We start from the raw sequence: 26,425 nt of genomic DNA, 5'->3' as shown, positions 1-26,425 counted from the left end.
CCTGTTTCAACCGGCGATCGCCTGGACCGTCTCGATTGGCAGGACGAGCGTCAACTCACCCAGCGGCGAGCGGCAGAAGCCATAGCGTTCGTAGAAGGACGCAGCCGCATCGTCCATTGCATGGACTATGACGGCGCGCGCGCCCGCGATGCCCGACGCGGCAAGACAGCGGCGCAAGGCGTCGGCGAGGAGATCGGCGCCAAGACCCATTCCTTGCCACCGGGCGTCGACCGCGAGGCGCGCGATCAGCAGCAAGGGCACCCTGTCCGGCTGCCCCTTGCGCGGCTTCGCGCTGGGCAGAACCGCCCGATGCTCTTGGGCTGTGGTGATCGTGTAATAGCCGGCCACCCGCTGCGGCTCGTCGCGCGCGCAGATCACATAGGTTCGCGCCGAGAGCCCCTCGCTGGTCAGCGCCCGCTCACGCAGCCAGTGGTCCAGCGCCTCATGGGTCTGGCACGAAAAGTCGGCAACCAGATGATCGGCACGCAGCGGCGCCGGCGCAGTGACCGATAGTTCCGGCATATAATCCCCGCGCTAGCGCTTCAGTGATCCCAGGCGGGTTTGCGCGCCATCAGGTCGACGAGCTTCGACGAGGGCGCAGGCGGCGCATCGAGCAGCGCCACAAAGGCCTCATGGGCTTCATCGTCGAGGAAGAAGCTGCGCTGGTCGAGCAAGGCATTCTCCGCCTCGCGGCGCGCGCTCTCCAGCATGAACTCGGAGAGCTTCTGGCCACGCATCGCCGCTGCGCGATTGAGCAGTGCCTTGGTGCCTGCCATCGCCCGGATCTGGATCACATCATCCTTGCGCGCCGTCCGCCCGCTCTCGTGCCGCTCTGCCCGCGCCATCATCTTTGTCCTTCATCGCCGCACCGATCACGGCATTGTCATGACAATATCCATACATTTTCTCGCCAAAAAGGTCCAGCCATGACCCTTGCCTCCAAACGCCACGGACGGCATTGCCAACGCCTCTCAGGGCGGCGGTGGCGTGGAAATACGGGCAAATCTTGACTTTTGGATAACTGTGGACCATTTAAACGGAAGCAACGCTAATCGCTGTCCCGATTCGTCGGGCAGCAAATCCTATGGCCACCTCACGGTGGCCATAGCTGTTTTGGGGGTTCGTCATTGCACATTTTGTACGTCGACGAATCCGGGGATCTTGGAGGACTGCCAGCGGCGCCCCTGCCTGCGGGAAATGACCAGCCGGTTCTCGTGCTCGGCGCACTGATCATCGACGCCAGCCGGCTCGAGGCCGTCACCCAGGATTTCCTTGATCTCAAGCGCCGGTGGTTTCCAGGCCTGCCTTACCCTTCCTCCAACCATCTCGACCGAATCATCCCTGAGATCAAGGGCGGGGATCTTCGGCGCAACCTGACACGATCGGGACGCAACCAGCGCCGCCACGCAACGGGCTTTCTCGATCAGTTACTCGCCATGCTGCAGAGTCATGGTGTGCGCCTGATTGCCCGGATCTGGATCAAGGCGCTCGGACAGCCTTTCAATGGCAAGTCCGTCTACACCTCCTCGATCCAGGGGCTTTACACCTATTTTGACCAGTTCCTGTCGACTGAGGATACTCTTGGGTTTTGCATTGCAGACAGTCGCGACCATCTCAAAAACGTGAATGTCGCGCATTCGGTCTTCACCCAGAAGTTTCGGGCTTCATCGACTGTTTATACGCGCATTCTCGAGTTGCCGACCTTCGGACACAGTGAGAACCACGCCGGTATCCAGATCTGCGATATCATCTGTTCGGCTCTCCTCTATCCCATCGCGGCTGAAGCCTATTGCACGGGCTATGTGGCCAATGTGCATGTCCAGCCTGGCGCTGCGGCTCTGAGGCAACGCTTCGGGCCAATCCTCAAAGCGATGCAGTTCCGCTATCAGGATCCATTGGGGCGCTGGACCGGAGGGATTGTTGTTGCCGATGGACTGGCTCAGCGCAACGCCAGCCTGATGTTTTCCTGAAGCTTTCGTACAGGAGCCTACGCTGCTGCTGGCATGAGAAGCACTATTTGCGCCATGACGGCCCCAAGCATGTGCATTGCTATGCGCCGACGCGAGCGGGGAAGGGCGTTGGTCTCGTCATCCCCTCGCTGCTGACCTGGCCGGGAAGCCGCATCGTCCATAACATCATGGGCGATAACTGGACGCTGACCACGGGTCCTCGCGCGAAACATGGGTGGGTACTGCTGTTCGAATCCATCAATCCCGCCGCCAATGCCAACGTTCAGCATTGCGTAATCCGCCCGCCGCCGCTACATGGTTATTGATAATCGCTCGCAACTAGGCCTTTGTTTCCTGCGCGCGGGCTTCGCGTGTTCGAGGATGTGGCGTTGAAGTCGGAGCCGATTGCTCTCAGCCTCTACAAGTCGCACAGGGAGTCGCTCATATCCTATGCGGGCCGACTCTCCGGCGATCCTGTCGTGGCCGAAGATATCGTGCAGGACGCCTGGCTGCTGCTCGACCGGCAACCGGCCAGCAAACCCATCCGCGAGCCATTGGGTTATCTCAAGCGGATCGTCCGCAATCTGGTGTTCGCGCAAGCACGTCGCAGCCGCTACGAGGGTCAGATCATCGGCGGTGATATGACGGCTGCCGTCGCGCAGCTGCCCGACGAGGCGCCGTCGGCAGAAGCGGAACTTATCGCCCGTGATGACTTGCGGCTGGTGATGGACTTGGTGGACGCCCTGCCGGAAAGGCAGATCGCGGCGTTCAAAATGTATCATTTCGAGGGCATGAAGCTGCGCGAAGTCGCAACGCGGCTCGGTATTTCTACGTCGCTGGCACATCTGTTGGTGACCGAAGCGATGCAGCTTTGCGACGAACGGCGCAAACGGGGCATGGAATGAGAGGCGCGAACAAAATTCTTTTGGAAAACCGCAGCGCAAAAGCATCTAGGCACTATGAGCCGCCACCAGCGCCCGCCTTGTATGCGCTTCTTCCCGAGGCTGGTGTGGGATGCGCAGGCCATGGCGCTTGATGGGGCCGAGGCGCGCCGGGACGCCTCTCACTGGTATGTCCGTCTCCGCGAGGAGGAGCACGATGAGGCGCTGAAAGCCGAATTTTCGGACTGGCTATGCGCCGATGCGCTCCACGGTGAAGCGTGGACCGATATGTGCGAAACCATGGAGGTGGCCGGGCGCGCGCCTGCCGGTTGGCGCTCCTATTCGTTGCCTGGCAATGGACAGCGCCGGGGACGGAGATCTGCACGCCGCCGCTCGCCGGAGCAGCGCAGGCGGGGCATCCAGATCGCCGCTGGGGCCGTAGCTGCCGCATGCGCGATCGTTCTGGCGCTTCCAATCGTCAGCCTGCATTTGCGGGCGGATCACATCACGGGCGCGGGGCACGTCGAACAGGTGCGTCTGGCCGACGGTAGCATGGTGCAGGTTGGGCCGGACAGCGCCATCGCCGTCGATTACAGCGATCGCGGGCGCGTCGTGCGCCTGCTCTCCGGGCAAGCGTTGTTCGATGTGACGCATGATCCCTCTCGCCCGTTCCGGGTCGAGGCGGGACAGGTGACGACGACCGTGCTGGGCACAAAGTTCGACGTGCGGATGTTGGGCGATACTACCAGCGTTGCCGTAGCGCGGGGACATGTGCGGGTGGAGGATCCCGGGCACGTGCCTGCCACTACCCATGACCTCCTTCCCGGCGACTGGGTTCGTATCGACGGCGCCCATCACGATGAGACCGGCAAACTCGCGCCGCAACTGGTCGGCGGATGGGGGCAAGGCGAGGCGCTGGCCGAGAACCGCACGATCGGCAGCGTCGTCGACGAAATCCGCCCATGGTTCGGCGGCCGGATAGTCCTCAACGACGCCCGGCTTGCCGGTCGGCGCGTGACAGGCATCTATAACGTCAAAGACCCCGAAAAGGCTCTGGAGATGATCGTGCGGCCTTATGGCGGGCATATCACGCGCATCACGCCGTGGCTGTTGATCGTCAGCGGAAACTGAGGCTCCTGTCCGCGAAGCACAGCGGACAGGACCGCCCGCCCGAAATAATTTCAACTTTTTTTGGAAAAGCGCCCGTCCCGAGCATCCTGCCCTCGAGAGCGCATTGCAAATGCTTCGCAACTGCGCCGGTAACATGAGGTGGAGATTGCAATGTTCGGGGGTTTTGCGAGTGCTGAGCGGCGCGGGCGTCGCTTTGGGGTAATGGGCGCAGTCCTGATGGCGACGTCAGCGATGGCCGGCCTGGTCGCCACGCCGGCAGCGGCGCAGAGCGCCAGCGCACGGCGCGGCTTCGACATTCCGTCGCAGTCGCTTGCCCAGGCGTTGATGATTTTCGGGCGTCAGGCCGGGTTGCAGGTGACGGCGGAAGGTGCGGTCACGGAGGACAAGACCAGCACGGCGGTCAAGGGCGAGCTGGCCCCGGCCGAGGCGCTCAGCCAGATGCTCACGGGAACCGGCCTGACGTTCCGCTTCGTGGGCAACGGCGTCCAGATCGAGACGGCGCCGCAATCGTCGGGAAACGCCATCCAGCTCGGCCCGGTGCAGGTCGAGGGCGCGGCCGGCACGTCCCGAAGCGGTGACGCCATGCTGGCGAGCGAGGGAACGGGATCCTATGCCGCGCAAGCCGTCACCATCGGCCGGCAAGCACAGTCGCTCAAGGAAATCCCCAATTCTGTCAGCGTCGTCACGCGGCAGCAGATCGAAGACCGCAACATCAATAGCGTAGCCGATGGATTGAAGCAGGTCGCCGGCGTTCAGGTGGTGCAATACAGTCTCGGCAATTTCGGTTTCACCTCCCGCGGCATGAACATCACGACCTTGCAGGTCGATGGTTTGCAGACGGCCGACACGCAGGGGGCGTGGACGACCGACAGCTTCGATATTTCCTTCTATGACCGGATCGAACTGGTCCGTGGCCCCGCCGCGCTGTTCCAGGGCAGCAGCGAGCCGGGCGGCGCGGTCAATCTGGTGCGCAAGCGGGCGCTCGCCGATACGCATGTCAACATCATGGCGCAGGCCGGTTCATGGGATCGCTATCGCGGCGAACTGGATGTGACCGGCCGTCTGGACGCCAGCGGCAGCCTGCGTGGCCGCCTTGTCGCGGCCTATGATGATCGTGGGAGCTACATGGACCATGTCTTCGCGCGCAAGCTCGTGCTCTACGGCACGCTGGAATATGACATTACGCCGGACACGACCGTTTCTGTCGGCGCGATCCATCAGGGCGGCCCCTCGCGGCCGATCTTCGGCCTGCCCACTTATGATGACGGGGGCCTCTATATGGGGCGGCGCAGCGTCTATATGGGCTCGCTCTGGGATCGCAAACGCGACGATGCCGAGCGCTATTTCGTCGATGTCGAGCATCATCTGGACAATGGCGGGATGATCCGGCTGCGCGGCGACCGAACGGACCGTGCCTACAATTTCAAGTCGGGCGCCTTTACCGACAGCTATATCGACCGTGCGACAGGCAACGTCGATATCCAGCAGATCGCGGGCAACGGGCATTCCCGTGACGAGGCCGTCGATCTCAGCCTGACGCTGCCGACGCTGTTCACCAGCGCCGACAACCTTGTGATCGGCGTCAACCACAGCCGTAACAGCAGTTACACGCGCTGGATCTATGGACCGGTCATCACCCGCAACATCTTCAATCCCGATCCGACGACGCCCGAGCCTGCGTTCGAGGATGACGGGCCGACGACCTCCAGAACCATTCAGACGGGCCTCTATGCCAATGCGCGTTTCAAGCTGGTTGATCGTTTGACGCTGACGGCGGGCGGCCGCCTGAGCTGGTACAAAGGGTCGGCCAACTGGCAGAGCGCCGACAGCAAGGCATCGGCGCGGCTCGTGCCCTATGCCGCGCTCAGCTATGACATCACGCCGGAGCTGTCAGCCTATGCCAGCTATTCAGCGACCTTCGTTCCGCAGACCAGCGTCGATCGGGACGGCAATCTGCTGAAGCCCCGCACTGGCACTCTCTACGAACTGGGACTGAAGGGGCAGTTCCTGGACGGCGCGCTGACCGGCCATGCGGCGCTCTATCAGATCATCGACCGTAACCGGGCGATGACCGATCCGGACTATCCGGATGCGTCGGTGGCGCTGGGCAAGGTGCGCAGTCGGGGCTTCGAGGCGGAGGTCGTGGGAGAACCCGCGACCGGATGGAATGTGACGCTGGGCTATGCCTATACGCGGACTCGGTATCTGACCGCCGATGAAGGACTGCCCGGCCTGGTTTTCGCGCCCGGAACCCCCGAGCATGATCTCAAGCTATGGGCCGTGCGGGATTTCAGCAAGGAAACCGGCCGCGGCCTGATTCTGGGCGGCGGCGTCAATGTGAGCAGCGGGATCTATGCCGGGTCCGGCGATCTCGAATGGAAGCAGAAAGCCTATGCCTTGCTCTCGGCCCAGATCGGCTACCAGTTCAGCGAGCGCTTCAGCCTGCGGCTGACGGGCGAAAACCTCACCGACAAGAAATATTATACCCGCATCGAGGGCTGGTCGCGCCAGAGCTATTTCGGTGATCCGCGCAATGTCATGCTGACGGCCAGAATGGGATTCTAGGCGCCGGCCATGCGCGCGCTGCTGGTCATCCTTCACCGATATGTCGGTCTGGCGATCGCGGGATTTCTCGTCATCGCCGGACTGACCGGCAGCATAGTGGCATTCCAGTCCGAGTTGGACGCCTGGCTCAATCCCAGCCTGTTCCATATCGAACGGACGGGTCAGTCATTGTCGCCCTCGCGGCTCGCCAAGGCGATCGAACACGCCGATCCTGCTGTTGAGATTTTCACGCTCGTCTTTCCCTCGGCGCCGGGCGAGAGTGCCCAGGCGTTTGTCGGCTCCAGGGGCGGCGATACCGCTCTCGCCTATGATCAGCTGTTCGTGGACCCGGGCACCGGCGCCATCCTTGGCAGGCGCATGAATGGCGTCTTCGGCCTCGATCGGCTCCGCCTCATCCCCTTCCTTTACAGGCTGCACTCTTCGCTGACCATGCCCGGCAACTGGGGCGCGTGGCTGATGGGCGGCATCGCGCTGGCATGGATGTTCGATTGCTTTGCAGGTTTCGCTCTCACGCTGCCGCGCGGCCGTCCCTTCTGGAAGAAGTGGAAACTGGCCTGGACGATCAAACGCGGTGCCGGGCCTTATCGCCTCAATCTCGACCTGCACCGCGCCTGCGGTTTGTGGCTATTGGCAATATTGTTCCTGCTTGCGCTGTCCGGCGTTTCCCTGAACCTCAACAGCGAATTGTTCCGCCCGGTCCTGTCGGCCCTGCTGCCGACCAGCCCGCGCATATGGGATCAGCCCGCACCACCGACCGCGCCGCCCATGACGCTCGATTGGAATGACGCGCTCGCAAAAGCGAAGGGCGAGGCGGCTCGCCGCCACTGGGATCATCCCGTTGCCATGATTTATGCCGCCCGTGCGCAGGGATTCTATGGCATACGCTTTGGCCGCCCCCATCAGGCAGGTTTTGGCGCCTCGACGATCTTCGTCTCCGCTGCGGATGGCCACATCCTGTCGGTCGAAGAAGCAGGTGCGGGCAAAGCCGGGGATATGATCGCAGGGCTGATGCTTCCGGTTCATTCTGGCCAGGTCGCGGGTCTGCCCGGTCGTATCCTCATCTGCGTCACCGGGCTGGTCGTGGCGATGTTGTCCATCACCGGCGTCTATATCTGGTGGAGGAAGCGTGCGTCCCGTAGCAGCAGGCGACGGGCGAACCGGCGGCCGGCTGCTATTGCCCGGAGTGGAGCACTCGATGCTGCTCAATGATGCCCATAGCGACAGTGGCGATCAACCGCACTCTGTCGCTATGCAACCGATGCCCGATACACAGCCAGCCTGTCACCGGATCCAACGGCATGGCTATTCTTCTTCCCGTAGCAACAGGCTGTTCGGGATTGGCGGCTCGCTGGCTGTTTACGGCATCGTGGCTGCGCTGTTCCTGATCTCCATATCGACCACGTACGTCAAACGGCCGCAGCAGGCGACGTTGACGGTCATGGACCTCAAGCCGCCCGCCGCGCCGGACGATACGCCCCCGGAACCGAAAAATGCGCCCAAGCCAGTCGAGAAGAAGGAAACGCAGCAGGAGCCGGTTAAAATCGAGCGGATCGAGCCAACCAAAATCCCGATCTCGCCGGTGACGGCGCCGATGCCCGTACCGACCGTGCAGCCCGCCGATCCGGCCCCGAAAGAACCGGAAACGGCCGCCCCCAGGACCGCGCCGGCGCCGCCCGCGCCGCGCGTGTCGAGCAATGGCCCGGACACATGGGAAGGGCGGGTGTTGGTGCAGCTCAACAGGTATCGCCGCTATCCGAGGCTGGCCGAAGCAAGACGCCAGCAGGGTGTGCCCTATATCCGCTTCGTCATGGACAGGCAGGGTAAGGTGCTGTCCGTAGCGCTGGAGCGATCGTCCGGAGTTTCCGATCTGGACCGGGAGGCGCTGGCCTTGCCCCGGCGAGCTCAACCGCTACCCAAGCCTCCTGACGACAAACCCGGCGACACGCTGGAACTGGTCGTGCCGGTGCAGTTCTTCCTGCGGTAACGGTGCGGCCAGCTTTCTTCATCACTCGACCTGAAACAGCATCTTTGTCGATTATAGCGGGGCCATGGAAATCTGGCCCGACAATCTGTTTGCAGGGACATTTGCGATCCCTGCATTACGCCGATCCCTGTCTTTCTACGCCAGAGTGCGGCGGTAGCATTCCATGCTTGAATCTTCCGTCAATCGCGGTCCCGATCCTCATTTGTCTTTCGAGGATCGACCATGTCTGCAACCAAAATCCTCTGGGGCCAGGTGCTGGCCGTCATCACCCTGACCCTGTTTGGTATCTGGGCTGCAACCCAGTGGACGGCGGCTGCGCTCGCCTATCAGCCTGAACTGGGGCAGCCCTGGTTCTGGCTGGGTCCGTGGCCGATCTATCCGCCACCCGCCTTCTTCTGGTGGTGGTTCGCCTATGACGCCTATGCGCCGAAGATCTTCGAGACCGGCGCCTTCATCGCGGTCTCGGGCGCCATGGCTGCCGTGGTCGTCGCGATCGCCATGTCGGTCTGGCGCGCGCGCGAGGAAAAGAAATCCGAGACTTATGGCTCGGCGCGCTGGGCGACGGAGAAGGAGATCCGCAAGGCCGGGCTCTATGCCGACGACGGCGTGGTGATCGGCTGGCACGAGAAACGCTATCTGCGCCACGACGGTCCCGAGCATGTGCTCTGCTTCGCGCCGACCCGGTCGGGCAAGGGCGTTGGTCTCGTCATCCCCTCGCTGCTGACCTGGCCGGGCAGCTGCGTCGTCCATGACATCAAGGGCGAAAACTGGACGCTGACCGCGGGCTTTCGTGCGGCGCATGGCCGCGTCCTGCTGTTCGACCCCACCAATCCTTTGTCCAACGGCTACAATCCGCTGCTCGAGGTCCGCAAGGGCGAGTGGGAAGTGCGCGACGTCCAGAATGTCGCCGATGTGCTGATCGACCCCGAAGGCAGTCTGGAAAAGCGCAACCATTGGGAAAAGACCAGCCATGCGCTGCTGGTCGGCGCCATCCTCCATGTCCTCTATGCCGAGGCCGACAAGACGCTCGCCGGTGTCGCCGCCTTCCTCTCCGATCCGCGGCGTCCGGTGGAGGAAACCTTGCGGCGGATGAAGGCGACCCGGCATCTGGGTGAGGCCGGCGTCCATCCGGTCGTGGCGGCGGCCGCGCAGGAACTGCTCAACAAGTCCGACAATGAGCGTTCGGGCGTGCTTTCCACCGCCATGTCGTTCCTGGGGCTTTATCGCGATCCCGTCGTGGCGAAGGTGACCGGGGCTTCCGACTGGCGCATCGCCGATCTCGTATCCTCCCCCGTGCCGGTCTCGCTCTATCTGGTGATCCCGCCCAGCGACATTAGCCGGACCAAGCCGCTGGTGCGCCTGATGCTCAACCAGATCGGCCGGCGGCTGACCGAGGAACTGACAGTGCAGGGCCAGCGCCAGCGGCTCCTGTTCATGCTCGACGAATTTCCCGCGCTCGGCCGGCTCGATTTCTTCGAGAGCGCACTTGCCTATGTCGCAGGCTATGGAATCAAGGCCTTCCTCATCGCCCAATCGCTGAACCAGATCGAGAAGGCCTATGGCCAGAACAACGCCATCCTCGACAATTGCCATGTTCGTGTCGCTTTCGCCGCCAATGACGAACGTACCGCCAAGCGCGTGTCCGACGCGCTCGGCACTGCGACTGAACAGCGCTCGATGAAGAATTATGCCGGGCACCGGCTCGCGCCCTGGCTGGGGCATATCATGGTCTCACGCACCGAAACCGCGCGGCCCTTGCTTACCCCCGGCGAGATCCAGCAATTTTCCGAGGACGAGGAGATCGTCTTCGTCGCCAGCACCGCGCCGGTCCGGGCGGCCAAGGCGCGCTACTATCTCGATCCGCGGTTCAAAGCGCGGCTCCTGCCACCGCCCGAGCCCAAACCCCTTGCGCCCGATCTACGGCCTCGGGATGACTGGACCATGCTCGATCCGGTGGAGGCGCCGCCTCTGCCGCCGCCTGCGGCCCAGACCGAAGAAGCGACCGGAAAGGCGGGCGAGGATGGTGTTGCGACCGATGCGCCTGTCGACGCTGGTGAGGCTGAAGCCACGGACGATGCGGCCAATGCCGGCATACGGCAGGAGCCGGAGCTGGGGGCGCATGAGAATATTGCCCCCGATTCCACGCCGAAGGCCAATGAGTTCGATTTCGATCGCAACGACGCGCAGGAGGACGCGACGCAGGCGCGGCGGCAGGCCGACCGGCTGATGCGCCGCAACGCCCGCAACGCCTCGCTCGATCCCGATGACGGGCTGCTCCTGTGAGCGGCGGTCAGGTCAAGCGCAGCGTGCGCCTGCCGGCCGATCTCGCCCGGGCGCTTGCCGACCATGCACGCAGGCGCAAGGCCTCGCAGACCGCGATCATCGAAGCGGCGCTGGTCTCGTTCCTTTCCCCCGACGCAGCCGATCGGCTCGAAGCCTCGCTCAGTCGGCGTCTTGATCGCCTGACGCGCGATGTCGAGCGGCTCGAATGGCATGTCGAACTGTCCAACGAGACGCTGGCCCTGTTCATCCGCTCCTGGCTCAGTGCGACGCCACCCCTCCCTGATGGCGCGGTCAAGGCCGCCCATGCCCAGGGCCGGGAGCGCTGGACGCGTTTCATCGACACGCTGAACCGCCGCATGGAACTCGGTCCCCGGTTCAGGGAAGAGCTTGCCGAGGATCGCACGAACGCCGACCCTACCGGTTCATAAAACGGCCCAACATCCTGTAGAAGCGCGATTTCAGATGACGTGATCCTGTTTCTCGCCCGATCCGTCCCGGTTCGGTGCGTGGTTCACCCCTTCGTCAGTCCCTCCATGCCTCATCGGTGACCGACCGAAAGGTTCGTCGACCGGCAAGTGTGACGTAAAATCCGATTGATTGTGCCAAGGTTCAACCGGTTGGCTCCAGTCTGGGGATCAACCAGGGCGCGTCAGCGGGAGGAACGTCACCAATGGAGGAGTAAGATGATGAAAAATAGGGATAATCAGAGTTACACTGTATCCAAAACTGTATCAAAGGGCAATAGAGCATTCGCGCCATTCGCGTTTCGGCGATCTTTTTTGCGCTGTTAACCAGCTCTCCGAGAGATGTCGGCACAGGGGCGATCTTCGTAGTTTCGGTCGAAACTTGGAAGTTTTCCGATTTAGCCGAAGTATCGCGGGTATATTCGCCGAATTCATGATAGTCGAACGGAGCGTTAATAGGGTCTGGCTCGTGGCTCCTTGGGGTGGAGCTGGGTCCGCTCGATGACCGCCCCCACATAGACTTAGTTTTCCACATGCGCGCCGCGATTTCGCGCTCTTCAGGTCCCATTGCGCCTGTGTAGATCGCTGTGGTCTTGATATCGGCATGGCCCAACCAGCGCTGGACGAGAGTGAGGGGAACGCTTGCCTGGATCGCACGAATGCCGAAGGCATGACGCAGCCCTTTCGGAGTAGCGTAGGTTCCCCTGATGCCAGCGGACTGCATCACCTCGCAAATGCGCCGGTATCCGGTCATGCGCGACCAAGGCCACAAGGGTGAAGTTCCGTTCTTAACCTGCCCCAGCCAGCGGCGAAGCAGCTTAAGATATTCCGGTGGCAGCGGGATCGCCCGAAATACACGTTTTCCCCGCTTTTTCAGGCACCTAATGATGACGTGCTCGGCTTCAAAGTCGATGCTGTCGCGGGTGAGGGACAAGGCTTCAGAGATACGGCATCCGCTGAATGCAAGCATCCAGCAAAAGCTCTGCACCTCGATCGAAGTGCCCTTTGCCGATTTTACAAATGAATCGACTTCTGATGAAGTCAGATATTTTCTCTGACCATAGCGATTGAAGACTGTCCACGGCATCTGTTCCCGGCTCCCCATGCTAGATTTTTCTCGGGGCGCTCTAACTGCCGGAGCCTTACCAAAACTCCCATTCGGCTTGGCTGATACAGTTTTGGATAGACCGTCACAGACTCGCCGGTTCGACCCGACGGGTTTCGGGGGGTCTGAATGGTCCATGTGGCGCACAATCTGGAGGGGAACGGCGGGACTGCCGGCAACGTGCATATGTTGCGCCGTCCCAAGCGGTTATCCGATAGCGACGCCGTTCATTTCTCGATCCGCATCGAAAATTACACCCATATCCGTCGCGCCTATGGCGAAGAAGGGGCGCGCGCTGCTCTTTCAGGCGTCCAGCGGATGCTGGTCGACCTGTTTCGCGCCGATGGCATCGTCGTCCCCGAGGCAAATGGCGAGATCGATGTCCTGATCTGGAATGTCGAAGCGCTGGGGGCCGGGTCACTTCCCGATGCCTGCCGGGTATGGCTGGACAAGTTTTGCTGGCTTGCACCTCTGCTCTCCATCGAAGTCTCCGGGCACTTCATTCATGTCTGGGTCAGCGGGCGATGGGAGATTCCCGGCGCGCTCATGCAGGCGCATGGACTCAAGGCCGGGCAATCTGGTGCCTGCAACATTGGCTTTAGTGGGGCTTGGCCTGACGATCGGAGCGACTGGTCAGATCGCTATCGTAGCGATGTAGGTCTGGTCTCCGGGCTGCTGTCCGGCATCATCTCGGGCTCTGCCGACGATACGGGACGGCAGGAACTCATGCTTGCCTGGCAGCCTGTATGTGACGCAGCCGGGCCGGAGCTTGTCCTCTATCGCGAGGCGCTGGTTCGCCTGCTCGACGATGACGGAAAGGCTCACCCACCAGGCGACGTCTTTCTGGCTCTCGAACGGCTCGGTTTCGCACGGGTCGTTGATCATTATGTCGTGTCGCGGGTCATCGATGAACTGGAGCAAGCTCCGGATGTCATTCTCGCCGTCAATATCTCGGCTCAATCCGTCCGCCACGATGCCTGGTGGGATGAGACAAAATCACGCCTTGTCGCGATGCCCGATGTGGCGCGTCGGCTGGTTCTCGAGATTACCGAGACTGCGGCAATGCCCAGCGTTTCTGGGGCGGTTCGCTTCGTCACCAGCATGCGCCGACTGGGATGCCGGATTGCGCTCGACGATTTCGGGACGGGCTATGCCTCGATCCGTCAGTTGCTGGCGTTCTCGCCCGACTTCGTAAAAATCGACCGCTTCTTCGTGCGGCGAGCGTCGGTCTCCGCCGCCGAGGGCGCGATGCTGCCGCATCTGATCGGTATCGGGCAGGCTTTGGGCGCCACTGTCGTCGTCGAAGGTGTCGAGACGCAGGAGCAGGCTGATATCGTTCTCGCCGCCGGGGGGCGGTGGCAGCAGGGTTATCATTGGGGACGCCCATCGCTTCTGCGGACCTGGCGTCATGCGCCGAACGGCGAGCGTTCCGACGCGACCTCGGACGGCAGTTGGCCGGAAAACCCCGTCATCTCTCATGGAGCCGCTTATGACCGGTGATGATCGCCGTTGCCACGACGGGCGCTGGGCGTGGCTGGTCGCAGCCTCTGATCCCGATGCGCCGCCGGAGGACTGGCCGGATGGCAGGAGCACATTCCGCGGGATACTCGTGGCGGTGCCATTGAGTGGCCTGCTCTGGTGGGGCCTTGTCGAACTGTGGAGGGCGTTCGCATGAACGTCGAACGGCACGGTCATGCTCCTGTCGGACCGGAGCATGAACAGGCTCGGCTGAGTGCGCATGAAGGCTCTCCCTGGGGGCCACCCGATCCCTACCATTTCTTTCGGGGACGCCAGGACGGCGATGGCAGGCCCAGTCCGCTGTCGCCGCTACTGGTAGTTGTCGGCATCCCGACTGCAATTCTCTTCTGGGGCGCGGTGCTCTGGGTGGGCTGGAAGATTTTCCAGTGATCGCTCTCGTCCCTTCCATTCTTTTCAGCCGGCTGCGGAAGGTAGCCCATCGGATTCTCGTGAGATCCGTTGCCCGGCCATTACCCTTTCAAGCCGGTTCCCTCGGGTCGCACCACGGGAAGGCGAGGCATGGCGTCGGGTCGCACCGCGCCACGGCACGGACGGCGCCATGCCTCGTCACTCAACCGGCAATGCACATCCTTCGCGTATCAAAGTGTCCACGGGAGAGGACGCCTGGGCGGGGTGTGAGGCGAGCCACCAGAAGCGCGCCCGCATCCTGTTCCGGAGCAAGGATCGTCCCGCCAGCTTTCATCGGACCCGCCGTCTCGCGGCGTACCGATCTGACGTTCGGCCCCGCAGGGCCGGGCGTTCCGGTCCTTTCCTCTCGTCTCTCCGGAGTGTCCCCTTATGAAAACGTCACCCCTCATTTCGGGTGTGCTCGTCCTCGCCTTGCTGGCACCCACGGCCGTCTTCGCCAACAATGTCGGTGAGAATCCCGGCTGGCAGTTCCAAACCACTGCTGACAAGGTCAACAAGGCCTATCTGGAGGATCTGCGCCAGAAGAAGCAGAACGGCTATTATGCCGCGCCCGTCTATAACACCTACATCGATCGTCAGTATAATTGCTCGGTAACGTCTACCGCGACCGGCAACCAGGCGTCGAGCAGTGCGATCGCCAATTCGCCGAGCACGACCGGGCATTCGTCCAGTTCCACCGGTAATGACAATACGACGACGCTGGCAAGTGCTTCGGGCGCTGGCAGCAATACCGCCAATCAGTCGAACAGCGGCACGGTCGGCTCGAGCACTTCAGGCGACATTTCGACCAGCGTGCGGGGTGACAATTTCCAGACGCTGAACACCGAGCAGACCAACTCGGGCAACCAGACCGCTTCGGTCACTGGCTCTACCGCCTGCCAATACAGCGCGCTGAATTGACGGCGGGAGATGATCAGCATGTTGCGTCATTCTCAACGCCTCAAATATCTTGGTAGGTCGGCTGCGCTTCTGGCGCTGGCGGCGATGACTTCGGGTTGTGCGGTGCTGCATCCGGGCCTCGACGCCCAGCGCCTGGCGCCGGGTGAAGTGCCGACGCCGATCGGGACGCCGGTTCGCGACAATCGCTCGCCGATGGAGGCGGCGCTTGCCTGTTTCGGTGACCAACTAACCGCGCAGAACGGGCCGCGTCGTGTGATCGCGGTCGGTGACGTCAAGGACTATACCGGCAAATATTCGATCAACGAGGGCAATGCGATCACCCAGGGCGGCGCCCTGATGGTCTATTCCGCGCTCGGCAAGATCGGCGGGCCGCTGGCCATCGCCGAGCGGTTTGATCCCACCATCGCCGAAAGGGAACTCGGCTACACCGACCGGCGCCAGCTTGGCGACGGCGATGTCCATGAGGTCAACGGCAACCGGGTGCCGTGGCTCCCCTATTTCGGCGGCAGCATCACGAAGTCCGACTACTACATCGTCGGCGGTATCACCGAGCTGAACTACGACATTCGTTCTGGCGGCGGCGAGATAGCGATCAACAATATCGGTCCCAAGGCGCGCGTCTTCACCGAGAGCGTCGCAGTCGATCTGCGCATCGTCAATTCCCGCTCGCTCGAGGTTATCAAGACCGTCAGCCTGACCAAGCAGTTCACTGGCTATGAGATCGGGGCGAACGTCTTCCGCTTCTTCGGCACCGCACTTTTCGACATCAATGTTGGCGCCAAGGGGCAGGAACCGCTGCAACTCGGCGTCCGCGCCGCGCTCGAAGAAGCGACGATGAAACTTATCGCTGCCGTGGCGAAGGTCGATCCGGCCATCTGCATGGCGCAGCGGCAGGCGACAATCCCGGACCTTTCAGCAGAAGAACTGCGAGGACGCTCGCTGGTCCGCCCCAGTGGACAGAATGCGTCTACCCCGGTCGCTACGCCGGTCCTTCCCGCTCAACCCGTGGTCGCCCAACCAGCACAGACGTCCGGCGCGACGCTCAACGACCTGAGCGCCTCGGGCGGATTATCCGGCGGATACTCGCTCCAGATCAGCTTTGAATTCGGCGACATCACCCTGGCTGGCAACGCTCAGGCGGTGCTGGACCAGATCGTACAGCAAGCTGCCAAAGGCGCTGTCGATGTAACCATCACGGCACGCGACACCGAGAACTGGGATCCCGCCAAGCGCGATAGTCTGATCGACCAGCGCCTCACGGCGGTGGTCTCTGCGCTCGCCAATCGCGGCATCACCCCTGCTGGCGTCACTGTCACCTGGCGGCCCGACAAGGCCGACACATCCATCCATCGCGGAACCCCTGGAATGCAGGAAATCGCGCGGATTCAGATCAGGAAATAGGGGGGGCAAAGGCGAGACAGGGGTCTGCACGCTTAACAAAATTAACCATGTTCTTTAACAATTCGAAGGAAGTATTCCATGAATACACGTTCCAGAAGGATGCGCTCGGCATTGATGACCGGCGCAAGTACGGCGCTTCTCGCCACATTGGGCGCGACCCAGGCCTTGGCGGCAGGACCGTCGGATACGACGACCTCGACCCAATCGATCAGCGTCCAGCAGGGCTTCAACGACTATAGCTCATCTTCTCCGAGCCTTGCTCTGAATGGCAATACGCAGGGGTCGGTCAACACGACGATTAGCAACAATGACGCGACCGCCTATGCGCTGACCAACAGCACAGTGACCGTGGGATCGTCGGCGACGACCGGCAACGCCTCGACCGCGACTGGTTACGCCAATACCGCAACCCTGGCAGTCAACGGCGACCTCAACAATGTCACCGGCTCGGGCTATGCGAGCGAGACGGCCTCATCCAACGCGGGTACGAACGGCGCGACCGTGGTCGACGTCTCCGATATCGGTATCGCGCTGACTCAACAGAACAGCAGCGCGACGGCCTCGGTCACCGATGGCACCGACATGGGCATCGCCATCGATCATGGCATGTCGGGCAGCACCGCGAAGATCACTGGCAACAGCCAGAGCGCGACGGGTGTACTTAACTCTGGTGTGACCGCGGTCGACACCAGCGTGAACAGCACGAGCGGTTCGTCAGGCATTGGCGTGGCGCAGTCGAGCCTCAACGGTTCGCTGACCGCCTCGGTTTCCTCGCTCGACAAATTTTCGACCGGCTCGGGGCCGTCTACCACGGCGCTCACGGGTAGCACGGTCGATCTGACCAACAACAGCCAGGCTGCCACAGCTGTCGCCAACTCGGGTTCCAACAGCCAGGCTGTTTCCGGGAATAACGTGACGCTGGCAGGCCAGAGCGCGGGCCAGGCGAGCGCGGGCAGCGGCAGCGCCACAATTGGTGGCTATGCTACCTCTTCGAAGCAGGAACTGGCGGTTACCAGCGTCGGCGCCAAGACTGTCACTGCTTTGGTGGACGACGCGGCCGGCACCGCTGGCTATCTCGCCTCAATCACCGGTAATGTGACCGGCTCGACGTTGTCCAATGACAGCAACTCGGCTCGCGCTCTGGCGCGCGGCAACGAGGTTTCGAACGCGACCACGATCGATGCCAACAGCATTGCAACGGGTAGCCTGGCGTCGCCGTCCTCCGGCACGGTCGCGGCAATCGCCTCGCAGCAGGATGTGACCGTCGCCACCGGCACGCAGACGATCGTGGCGCAGGTCGGCGGCGCGGGCTCGGACGGCCCGATCGTTTCCAACGCGATCACCGGCGATGTGACGGGCAGCTCGGCGATCACGGCGTCGAACAACAGCGTGCTCGCCGATGCGGCGGCCAACCGGGGCGGCAACGCCATCACCGCCTCGGCCACCACCATCAGCACGCTTGGCACGGAAGCGCCTGCGGCAGGCGTCAGCGGCAGCGTCGCAACCGCCAATGCCGCCTTCGCCGTGGCCAACGAGCAATCGGTCGCTTCGGGTACCAGCGTGCGGGCCGGTTTGACCGATGCCTTCACCAGTCAGACCAAGAGCACCGATGTCAGCACCGCGATCAGCGGCAGGCTGACCAGCTCGAGCGTGGCCTCGGACGGCAACAGCCTGGCAGCCAATGCAGCGGGCAACGCGACACTCGGCACTGGGAACGCGATCACGTTGTCGGGGACCAATCTCGGAACCAGTGCTGCCGTTGCCAACGATCAGGTGATGAACGGCACCGCTGCAGTGCTGATCGGTAAGGCGGGCACCGCGGCCACGGCGCCGACGACGCACAACTTCACGTTCACTTCGACCGGAAACACGGGGTCGGGTCCGTACACGTTCAACGGTGCTACCACGGATGGCGGCCATACGGCTGGTGAGGTTACCGCGCTCACCGCACAATACGGTGCGGGCTTCACCTTCACCCTGTCGGGCGGCAACATCGTTGTCCAAGCGACCGGGCAGGCAGCGAACAATCCCTCTTTCGCTGCGTCCTATAACAGCGGAGGTTCAGCAGGTACGCCATCGACCGGCGGTGTGATCGTCACGGTCGGCAATGATATCACCGGCAGCAGCGTGACGGTGGATGGCAACAGCACGAGCGGATCGGCACGCGGCAACAGCGCAACCAATACGCTGTCGGCGATGGCTACCAATCTGACCCGTGGCAATGGGGTGAGCAATTCGTCGCAGGCGACAGCGAATGTCACCGGTACGGCCGCAGCGGATATGGCCGTATCCAGCGGCCAGACCAACACCGGCGCATTGTCCAGCACGGTTGGCGCCCTATTCGGTGTGTCGGCGACCGGAGTTGCCAGCCCAAGTTTGAGCGATGTCAGCACCAGTACGGTGTCGGTGTCGAACAATGCGGAAAGCTCGACGGTTACCGGCAACGCCGGCACCAACAGCGTCGCGCTCGATGCGACGAACGTCTCGACCACCTCGGCTCTGGCCAACAACCAGACGAGTTCGGGTGCGCTCACCGCGACCATCTCCGACTTCAGTGGCGCCAATGTCACCGTCGGCCGGGATATCGCGAACAGCAGTGTTCTCGTAGACGGCAACGTCCTCTCCGGCGCGACCACCGGCAACGCTGCAAGCAATAGCATCAAGGTGACCGGCAGCAGCGCTCTGGCGGCTTCGGATACGACGGTCGGCGCGACAGCAGCACCGAACGCGGGCACCGGACCGGCGGCCTATGCAACGGCGGATCATGCTCTTGCCAACATCCAGGCGGTCAGCGGTTCGGAAACGACGACTGTTACCGGCACATACAATATCGCGACGCTGGGCGCTGGCGCTCCCGGGGCGGTGGATGACACCAGTGATATTACCGGCAGCACGCTATCCGTTTCGAACAATGCGCAATCGGCGACGACCGCTGGTAACAGTGCCGCCAACAGCGTGTCGCTGAGCGGCGGTAGCGTATCCACCAATGGTGCGCTGCTTTCGAAGCAATCGGCATCTACAACCGTAACATTTGGTGCGGCATCGACGATGACTGTTGCGGCGCCCGCCGCGAACAGCTCCTCGACCTTGTCGCTGGACGACAACAGCAACGTCGCCTCCTCGACGGTCAATGCTGCGAGCAACAGCATGACGGTGGCGGCTGATACGAGCCTGGTGTCGACCACCGTGAGTGGATCGAACTATGGTACCAACGCTTCGCTTTCCGGTTCGTCGGGCAACTATACGTCGGCTGCTGATTATGTCGTGAACAATGCCCAGTCGGTGAACTCGAATGTCACCGTTACCTCGGCGGCGACGACCAATCTGTGGAACAATGACGGCGGTGCAACAGGTCAGAGCCAGTTCGTCTCCAACGGCATCAACCAGAGTACGGTCGATCTTAGCGGTAACGCCACCAGCTCGACCGCACTGTCGAACCGCTCGACGAATTCGCTGACCCTGACAGCCAATTCCGACAGCGCTTCGGCTGGCGTCATCAACCAGCAGGTCAGCAGCGCTACGGTTACGGCAAATGCCACGACCAAGGCGGATGTCGTGGTCGCCGGTTATGATGGGGCCACGGCGAGCGACCCGAGCCCGCTCGATACGAGCTCGATAGCGCTCAACAGCAATGCCACCACGGCGCGCGCCGGCGGTAACAATGCCACCAACGCGCTCTCGGCCTCTGCGACCAGCTTCGCCAACACGAGTGCTGGCGGTTCGGCCTCGCTGACCTCGTCGCGCACGGACAGCGTCTCGGCGAGCTTCGCCGTGCTCAATGAGCAGGTGAACAACGGCGGCGTCACGGCAACGGCGAACGTCACCTACGGGGCTTCGTTCAACAACCTCGGAACGGCGCCTTCGGTGACCAATTCGGCGGTGACAGTGAATGGCAACACCGCGGTTTCGGTGGCCTATGGCAATGCCGCGACCAATTCGCTGACCCTGACCGCGCTCAACAGCCCGGCCAGTGGCACGACGCCGACAACCACGGCGATTGCCAGCAACCAGAGCAACACCGGCGCGATCAATGCCAGCACGGGTGTCACCTCTGGCGCGCTCGCGATCAACGCGGTGGCCAGCGGCACCGGCAACAGCGGCGGCGTGACCAATTCTAGCCTGTCGATCAACGGCAATGCGCTGGCGTCGGCGGCCTACGGCAACAGCGCGACCAACACGCTCACCATCGGTGGGAACAACGTGAACGTCACCGTCGCCCACGCTGGACCGTAAGCCAAGGAATTCCGGCGCGCCTCCCCTGGGGCGCCGGGATGCCCGGGAACCCCCATACGACCGGCAGCACTTGCCACCGCTGCCAATTTCCGGGTGTGCCCCCGCGTCCGATCGGGCGCGGGGGACTTCCCCCGGCAGGATTTCAACCGTGCATCGTTCTTCGTCTCACGACGAACCGATGCCGCCCAGTTCATGGATCGGAATTTCGATGTCCGTTTGTCTTGCGCGTCGCGCGCTCCTCTCCTTCGCCCTTGCGGCCGGCGCCTGCCTTGGCGCGGGTGCCGCGCAGGCCGCTGACGCCAATGGCAGCTTCGCCATTCGCGGTATCGGATCCCAGACCTGCGCGACCTATGTCGCCGCGCTCGCCAAACCCGAAGAGTTCACCCGCTACGGTAACTGGCTACTGGGTTATGCTAGCGCGCATAACCGGCTTGTCCCGGACGCCTATGACATCATTCCGACCGAGTCCGGCGTCGATTTCCCGAACGTCGTCGCCGTCGTTTGCCGCAGCAATCCGCAGATGCTGCTGGAAAATGCTGCGAGCAGTGCCGTCACCGCGATCAGACCGCTCCGTCAGACCGCAGCCTCTCCGCTCGTCCAGGTTTCAGCCGACGGCAAGACCATTTCGATCCATCAGGACAGCCTGAAGCGGTTGCAGGCCGCGCTGATCGCCAAACAACTCTTCAAGGGCACGGCCAACGGCGCACCATCCGCCGCATTCACCGACGCGCTCAAGGCTTTCCAGCGCACCGAACGCATCGCCATCACCGGCCTCCCCGACATCGACACCTTCATCCGCGCGATCGTGAAGCGCTGAGCCGATGATCCTGCAGCAGAGGACAGTCTCGTGACCTTTAATTGGCTGGCATCGCCATCCTCGCCGTTTCACATCTTCCTTCAGGCGGACCGGCTAGTTCAGGCGATCATTGTCATGCTGATGCTGGCGTCGGTCGTGTCCTGGTCGATCATCATCGGCAGGGCCTGGGCGCTCTCTCTCGAGCGGCACCGGGCGGTCAGCGTCAAGCGCTTGCTGACCAGTATCGGCACACAGGACGAACTGCGCAATCTCAGCGACGGGGCCGAAGGCCGGATCATGCGCATCCTAGGCGCGATCGAGGTTGAGTGGCGCTGGTCCTCGGAAAACCTCGTCCGGGACTATGAGCAGGTTCGCGAGCGCGTGGTCTCGATCGCCGAAATGGCGATCCAGCGCGAGGGGCGCAGCCTCGCAGGCCGGACCGGCTGGCTCGCGACGCTTGGAACGTCGGCGCCTTTCATCGGACTTTTCGGAACGGTCTGGGGGATCATGGGCAGTTTCCTCGCGATCGGCCAGCGCCAGGACACGTCGCTGGCCGTGGTCGCGCCGGGGATCGCCGAAGCACTGCTCGCAACGGCCGTCGGGCTGTTTTGCGCGATCCCTGCCTCCATTGGTTACAACCGCCTCGTCCAGGCGCTTGCCGCTGTCGATGCCGAATGGCGTTCGATCGCAGGCCTGCTCGAGGTCGCAATCTCACGACATTTCGGGACGCGGACATGGTGAACGCGCCTTCCCGAGACCGGCCCCATTCGGCCGGAAATTCCCTCTTTTCACCATGCATTCAGAAGGGAGACATTTAATGTCTACTGGTTCCAGGAGAATGCGCTCGGTATTGATGACCGGCGCAAGTACGGCGCTTCTCGCCACATTGGGCGCGACGCAGGCATTGGCGGCAGGACCGTCGGAAACGACGTCCTCGACCAATTCGGTCACCGTCCAGCAGGAGTTCAACGATTATACCACGCCGACGGCGGGGCTGGCCCTCAACGGCAATACGCAGGGGTCGGTCAACACGACGGTCAGCAACAATGACGCTACCGCCTATGCGCTGACCAACAGCACGGTGACCGTGGGATCGTCGGCGACGACCGGCAATGCCTCGACGGCTACCGGCTATGCCAACACCGCCACTCTGACGGTCAATGGTGACCTCAACAATGTCACCGGCTCGGGTTATGCGACCCAAACGGCCTCGTCGGCCGGTGAAACGACCGGCGCCAAGGTTGACGGCACCACCGACATTGGCATCGCCCTCACACAGCAGAACACGAGCACGGCCGCGACGGTGACCGATGGCACCGACATGGGCATCACCATCGATCACGGCATGTCGGGCAGCACCGCGAAGATTGCCGGGAACAGCCAGAGCGCGACGGGTGTGCTGAACTCGGGCGTGACCGCGCTCGACACCAGCGTCAACAGCACAAGTGGTTCGTCCGCCATCGGCGTGGCCCAGTCAAGCCTCAACGGTTCGCTGACCGCCTCGATCTCTTCGCTCGATACGTTCTCGACCGGTTCGGGGCCGTCCACCACGGCGCTGACCGGCAGCACGGTCGAACTGTCGAACAACAGCCAGGCTGCCACTGCGGTCGCCAACTCCGGCTCCAACAGCCAGGCGATCTCTGGCAATGATGTTACCCTCGCAGGTCAGTCCGATGGTCAGGCCAAAGCGGGGCAGACCTATGTGGCTGCTGCCGGTTCAGATCCGGAAGTGCCCAATACTTCCGCCGTGGCTGGCTATGCCATCGCCTCGAAGCAGGAACTGGCTGTCACAACCACTGGCGCCAAGACCGTTACCGCTTCGGTCGATGATGCAGCAGGCACCGCAGGCTATTTGACCACGGTCACCGGCAATGTGACCGGCTCGACGCTGGCCAATGACAGCAACTCGGCTCGCGCTCTTGCACGCGGCAACGAGGTTTCGAACGCGACCACGATCGACGCCAACAGCATCGCGACGGGCAGTCTGGCGACGCCGTCCTCCGGCACGGTTGCCGCGATCGCCTCGCAGCAGGATGTGACTGTCGCCACCGGCACGCAGACGATCGTGGCGCAGGTCGGCGGCGCAGGTTCGGATGGCCCGATCGTTTCCAACGCGATCGACGGCGATGTGATCGGCAGCTCCGCCATCACGGCATCGAACAACAGCGTGCTTGCCGATGCGGCGGCCAACCGGGGTGGCAACGCCATCACCGCGTCGGCCACCACCATCAACACGCTGGGCACGGAAGTGCCCTCTGCTGGCGTTAACGGCGTTGTGTCGACCGCCAATGCTGCCTTCGCGGTGGCAAACGAGCAGTCGGTGGCTTCCGGCACCAGCGTGCAGGCGGGCCTCGTCGACAGCTTCGGCACACCCACCAAGAGCACCTCGGTCAGCACGGCGATCAGCGGCAGCCTGACCAGCTCGAGCGTGACGTCGGACGGCAACAGCCTCGCGGCCAATGCGGCAGGCAATGCGACGCTCGGCACCGGCAATGCGATCACGCTGTCGGGGACGAACCTGGGCACCAGCGCTGCTATTGCCAGTGACCAGACCATGAACGGTACTGCTACGGCATTGATCGGCAACGCCACCGCGAAATCGGGCGGTGTGCTGGTCACCGTTGGCAACGACATTGCCAACAGCAGTGTGACCGTGGACGGCAACAGCACGAGCGGCTCGGCCAGGGGCAACAGCGCCACCAATGCTCTGGCGGCAAGCGCGACCAACCTGACCCGTGGCAATGGCACCAGCAATTCGTCTCAGGCTTCGGCCAACAGCGATGGCGTTGCAGCGGCGGACATGGCCGTATCGAGCAAGCAGACCAATACCGGTGCGCTTTCGAGCACGGTCGGCGCTCTGTTCGGCGTGTCGGCGACAGGCGTCACCAGCCCGACACTGAGTGATGTCAGCGCCAGCACGGTCTCGGTGTCCGATAACAAAGAAAGCTCGACGGTCACCGGCAATAGCGGCACCAACAGCATTGCGCTCGATGCAACCAACGTCACCACCACCTCGGCCCTGGCCAACAACCAGACCAACTCGGGTGCCCTCGGCGCGACCATCTCCAGCTTCAGTGGCGCAAACGCCACCGTCGGTCGGGATATCGCCAACAGCAGCGTTCTGGTGGACGGCAATGCCATCTCCGGCGCGACCACCGGCAACGCCGCGACCAACAGCGTCAACGTGACCGGGAGCAGCACGTTGCTGGCTTCGGACACCACCAGTGGTGCGACCGCAACGCCGTACCACATTGCGGGGGCCGAGGTCACCGCAGTTGCGGATCACGCGCTCGCCAGCATCCAGACTGTGAGCGGCGCTGAAACGACAGCGGTTACCGGCACCTACGATATCGTGACGCTGGGCGCCGGCGCTCCTGCGGCAGTGGACGCCACCAGCGACATCACCGGCAGCACCTTGTCCGTCTCTGGCAACACGCAGTCGGCAACGACCATGGGCAACACCGCCGCCAACAGCATGGCGCTAGAAGGCGGAAGCGTCTCCACCAATGGTGCCTTGCAGTCGGTTCAGCGGGCAACGGGCAGTGCTGCATTCTCCGCGACCTCTACGATGACCGCTGCGGCGCCTGCCGGAAACAGCACATCGACGCTGGCGCTGGACAACAACAGCAATACGGCGTCGACGACGGTCAACGCGGCGACCAACAGCATGATTGTTGCGGCCGATACCAGCCTGTCCTCGACAACGGCTGGCGGTGCCAACGCCTCGCTCGGGGGGACCATCACCACCTACAGTGCAGCTGCTGACTATGTCGTCGGCAACTCGCAGTTGGTGACCACCAACCCGGTCACCGCGACGGCGACTACCAATATCTGGAACAATGACGGCGGCGCGACGGCACAACCCCAGTTCGCAACCAACGGCATCAACCAGAGCACGGTCGATCTCAGCGGTAACGCCACCTCTGCGACGGCCCTTGCCAACCGGGCGACGAATTCGCTGACCCTGTCGGGCAATTCCGACACGGCGTCAGCGGGCGTCATGAACCTGCAGAGCAGCGGCGGTGCGGTCACGGCGAATGCCACGACCAAGGCGGATGTCGTTCTGGCTGGCTATGATGCGGCCACCGGAACGGATCCGAGCCCGCTGGACAGCAGCTCGGTGGCGCTCAACAGCAACAGCACCTCGGCGCGCGCCGGCGGCAACAACGCCACCAACGCGCTCTCGGCATCGGCGACCAGCTTCGCCAATACGAGTGCTGGTGGCTCCGCTTCGCTGACCGCAACGCGGGATGATAATGTCTCGGCGAGCTTCGCCGTGATGAACGAGCAGAGCAATGCCGGCGCCATCACGGCGGCGGCGAACGTCACTTATGGAGCCTCGTTCAACAACCTCGGAACGGCGGCTTCGGTCACCAATTCGGCGGTGACTGTTAACGGCAACAGCGCGGTCTCGGTGGCCTATGGCAACGCCGCGACCAACTCGCTGACCCTGATGGCGCTCAACAGCCCGGCTACGGGCGCAGTGCCGACCACGACGGCGATCGCCAGCAACCAGAGCAACACCGGCGCGATCAATGCGACCACCGGTATCACGACCGGCGCTCTCGCGATCAATGCGGTGGCGACCGGTGCCGGCAACACCGGCGGCGTGACCAATGCCAGCCTGTCGATCAACGGCAACAGCCTGGCATCGGCGGCCTATGGCAACAGCGCGACCAACACGCTCACTATCAGTGGGACCAACGTGAACGTCACAGTGGCGCGTCCGTAAAAGGAAGTCCGGCGCGTGTCTTCGGGCGCGCGCCGGACTTCTTGCGGGAACCCC

Annotated in this window: 19 protein-coding genes and 1 pseudogene; 17 read left to right on the top strand and 3 right to left on the bottom strand. The window is 63.0% G+C overall.

All coding sequences use genetic code 11. The features are described 5' to 3' along the window. Window positions 1-6: 6 nt before the first annotated feature. Window positions 7-522, bottom strand: a complete 516-nt coding sequence (locus tag H2052_RS04680; RefSeq protein ID WP_087573812.1) for a GNAT family N-acetyltransferase — start codon at window positions 520-522, stop codon at window positions 7-9. A gap of 20 nt (window positions 523-542) precedes the next feature. Beyond that, window positions 543-848, bottom strand: a complete 306-nt coding sequence (locus tag H2052_RS04675; RefSeq protein WP_087573813.1) for a DUF1778 domain-containing protein — start codon at window positions 846-848, stop codon at window positions 543-545. Window positions 849-1,127: 279 nt separating this feature from the next. Here H2052_RS04675 and H2052_RS04670 point away from each other — a divergent pair, with 279 nt between their 5' ends. The 9 genes and pseudogenes from H2052_RS04670 (at window position 1,128) to H2052_RS04630 (ending at window position 11,221) form a co-directional block, all read left to right on the top strand. Next, the gene (locus H2052_RS04670) at window positions 1,128-1,970 is read left to right on the top strand and encodes a DUF3800 domain-containing protein (RefSeq protein ID WP_293778655.1); all 843 of its coding nucleotides are present in this window, start codon (window positions 1,128-1,130) and stop codon (window positions 1,968-1,970) included. Window positions 1,971-2,005: 35 nt separating this feature from the next. Further along, a pseudogene (locus tag H2052_RS04665) lies at window positions 2,006-2,224 on the top strand (type IV secretory system conjugative DNA transfer family protein); the annotation flags it as partial. 96 nt (window positions 2,225-2,320) lie between these two features. Continuing rightward, window positions 2,321-2,854: a sigma-70 family RNA polymerase sigma factor gene (locus H2052_RS04660; RefSeq protein ID WP_176392498.1), complete on the top strand. Its 534-nt coding sequence runs from the start codon at window positions 2,321-2,323 to the stop codon at window positions 2,852-2,854. A 54-nt stretch (window positions 2,855-2,908) separates the two neighbouring features. Then, on the top strand, window positions 2,909-3,961 hold the full coding sequence (locus H2052_RS04655; RefSeq protein WP_087576084.1) for a FecR domain-containing protein: 1,053 nt from the start codon (window positions 2,909-2,911) through the stop codon (window positions 3,959-3,961). Window positions 3,962-4,177: 216 nt separating this feature from the next. Beyond that, complete coding sequence (locus tag H2052_RS04650) at window positions 4,178-6,526, top strand: TonB-dependent receptor (RefSeq protein WP_176392499.1); 2,349 nt, start codon at window positions 4,178-4,180, stop codon at window positions 6,524-6,526. A gap of 9 nt (window positions 6,527-6,535) precedes the next feature. Continuing rightward, window positions 6,536-7,735: a PepSY-associated TM helix domain-containing protein gene (locus tag H2052_RS04645; protein WP_087576086.1), complete on the top strand. Its 1,200-nt coding sequence runs from the start codon at window positions 6,536-6,538 to the stop codon at window positions 7,733-7,735. Beyond that, entirely contained in the window at window positions 7,722-8,510 is a 789-nt protein-coding gene (locus H2052_RS04640; protein ID WP_087576087.1) for a TonB family protein, read from the top strand. The genes H2052_RS04645 and H2052_RS04640 overlap by 14 nt, the downstream gene beginning before the upstream one ends. Window positions 8,511-8,732: 222 nt before the next feature. Next, on the top strand, window positions 8,733-10,793 hold the full coding sequence (locus tag H2052_RS04635; RefSeq protein WP_130754836.1) for a conjugal transfer protein TraG: 2,061 nt from the start codon (window positions 8,733-8,735) through the stop codon (window positions 10,791-10,793). Further along, window positions 10,790-11,221 carry a ribbon-helix-helix protein, CopG family gene (locus H2052_RS04630; protein WP_087576313.1) on the top strand — a complete coding sequence of 144 codons (432 nt, stop codon included), beginning with the start codon at window positions 10,790-10,792 and terminating at the stop codon, window positions 11,219-11,221. Before H2052_RS04635 ends, H2052_RS04630 begins: the two co-directional genes overlap by 4 nt. A 181-nt stretch (window positions 11,222-11,402) precedes the next feature. Here the strand turns inward: H2052_RS04630 and H2052_RS04625 are convergent, their stop codons facing one another. Beyond that, on the bottom strand, window positions 11,403-12,362 hold the full coding sequence (locus H2052_RS04625) for a site-specific integrase (protein ID WP_293778638.1): 960 nt from the start codon (window positions 12,360-12,362) through the stop codon (window positions 11,403-11,405). Window positions 12,363-12,491: 129 nt separating this feature from the next. On the opposite strand from H2052_RS04625, the gene H2052_RS04620 reads away from it, so the two are divergent. From H2052_RS04620 to H2052_RS04585, 8 genes are all read left to right on the top strand, one after another. Next, window positions 12,492-13,862 (top strand): EAL domain-containing protein, encoded by a 1,371-nt coding sequence (locus tag H2052_RS04620; RefSeq protein WP_087576150.1) that lies wholly within the window; start codon window positions 12,492-12,494, stop codon window positions 13,860-13,862. Then, window positions 13,852-14,037, top strand: coding sequence for a hypothetical protein (locus H2052_RS04615; protein ID WP_006951914.1), 186 nt, complete (start codon window positions 13,852-13,854; stop codon window positions 14,035-14,037). The genes H2052_RS04620 and H2052_RS04615 overlap by 11 nt, the downstream gene beginning before the upstream one ends. Window positions 14,038-14,678: 641 nt before the next feature. Continuing rightward, complete coding sequence (locus tag H2052_RS04610) at window positions 14,679-15,209, top strand: hypothetical protein (protein WP_087576149.1); 531 nt, start codon at window positions 14,679-14,681, stop codon at window positions 15,207-15,209. A 9-nt stretch (window positions 15,210-15,218) separates the two neighbouring features. Then, complete coding sequence (locus H2052_RS04605) at window positions 15,219-16,610, top strand: CsgG/HfaB family protein (RefSeq protein ID WP_293778626.1); 1,392 nt, start codon at window positions 15,219-15,221, stop codon at window positions 16,608-16,610. Between the two features lie 78 nt (window positions 16,611-16,688). Continuing rightward, window positions 16,689-20,843, top strand: coding sequence for an S-layer family protein (locus tag H2052_RS04600; RefSeq protein WP_293778624.1), 4,155 nt, complete (start codon window positions 16,689-16,691; stop codon window positions 20,841-20,843). A gap of 208 nt (window positions 20,844-21,051) precedes the next feature. Next, entirely contained in the window at window positions 21,052-21,660 is a 609-nt protein-coding gene (locus H2052_RS04595) for a peptidoglycan-binding domain-containing protein (RefSeq protein ID WP_087574351.1), read from the top strand. A 30-nt stretch (window positions 21,661-21,690) separates the two neighbouring features. Next, a complete protein-coding gene (locus H2052_RS04590; protein WP_293778620.1) occupies window positions 21,691-22,380 on the top strand; it encodes a MotA/TolQ/ExbB proton channel family protein in 690 nt (229 codons plus the stop codon). Between the two features lie 76 nt (window positions 22,381-22,456). Beyond that, window positions 22,457-26,371 (top strand): S-layer family protein, encoded by a 3,915-nt coding sequence (locus H2052_RS04585; protein ID WP_293778617.1) that lies wholly within the window; start codon window positions 22,457-22,459, stop codon window positions 26,369-26,371. Window positions 26,372-26,425: the final 54 nt, after the last annotated feature.

This window comes from Sphingosinicella sp., from assembly GCF_013911755.1.
GTDB lineage: Bacteria > Pseudomonadota > Alphaproteobacteria > Sphingomonadales > Sphingomonadaceae > Sphingosinicella.
The sequence above is the reverse complement of the archived record's forward strand: the minus strand, read 5'-3'. Positions and strand labels throughout refer to the sequence as shown.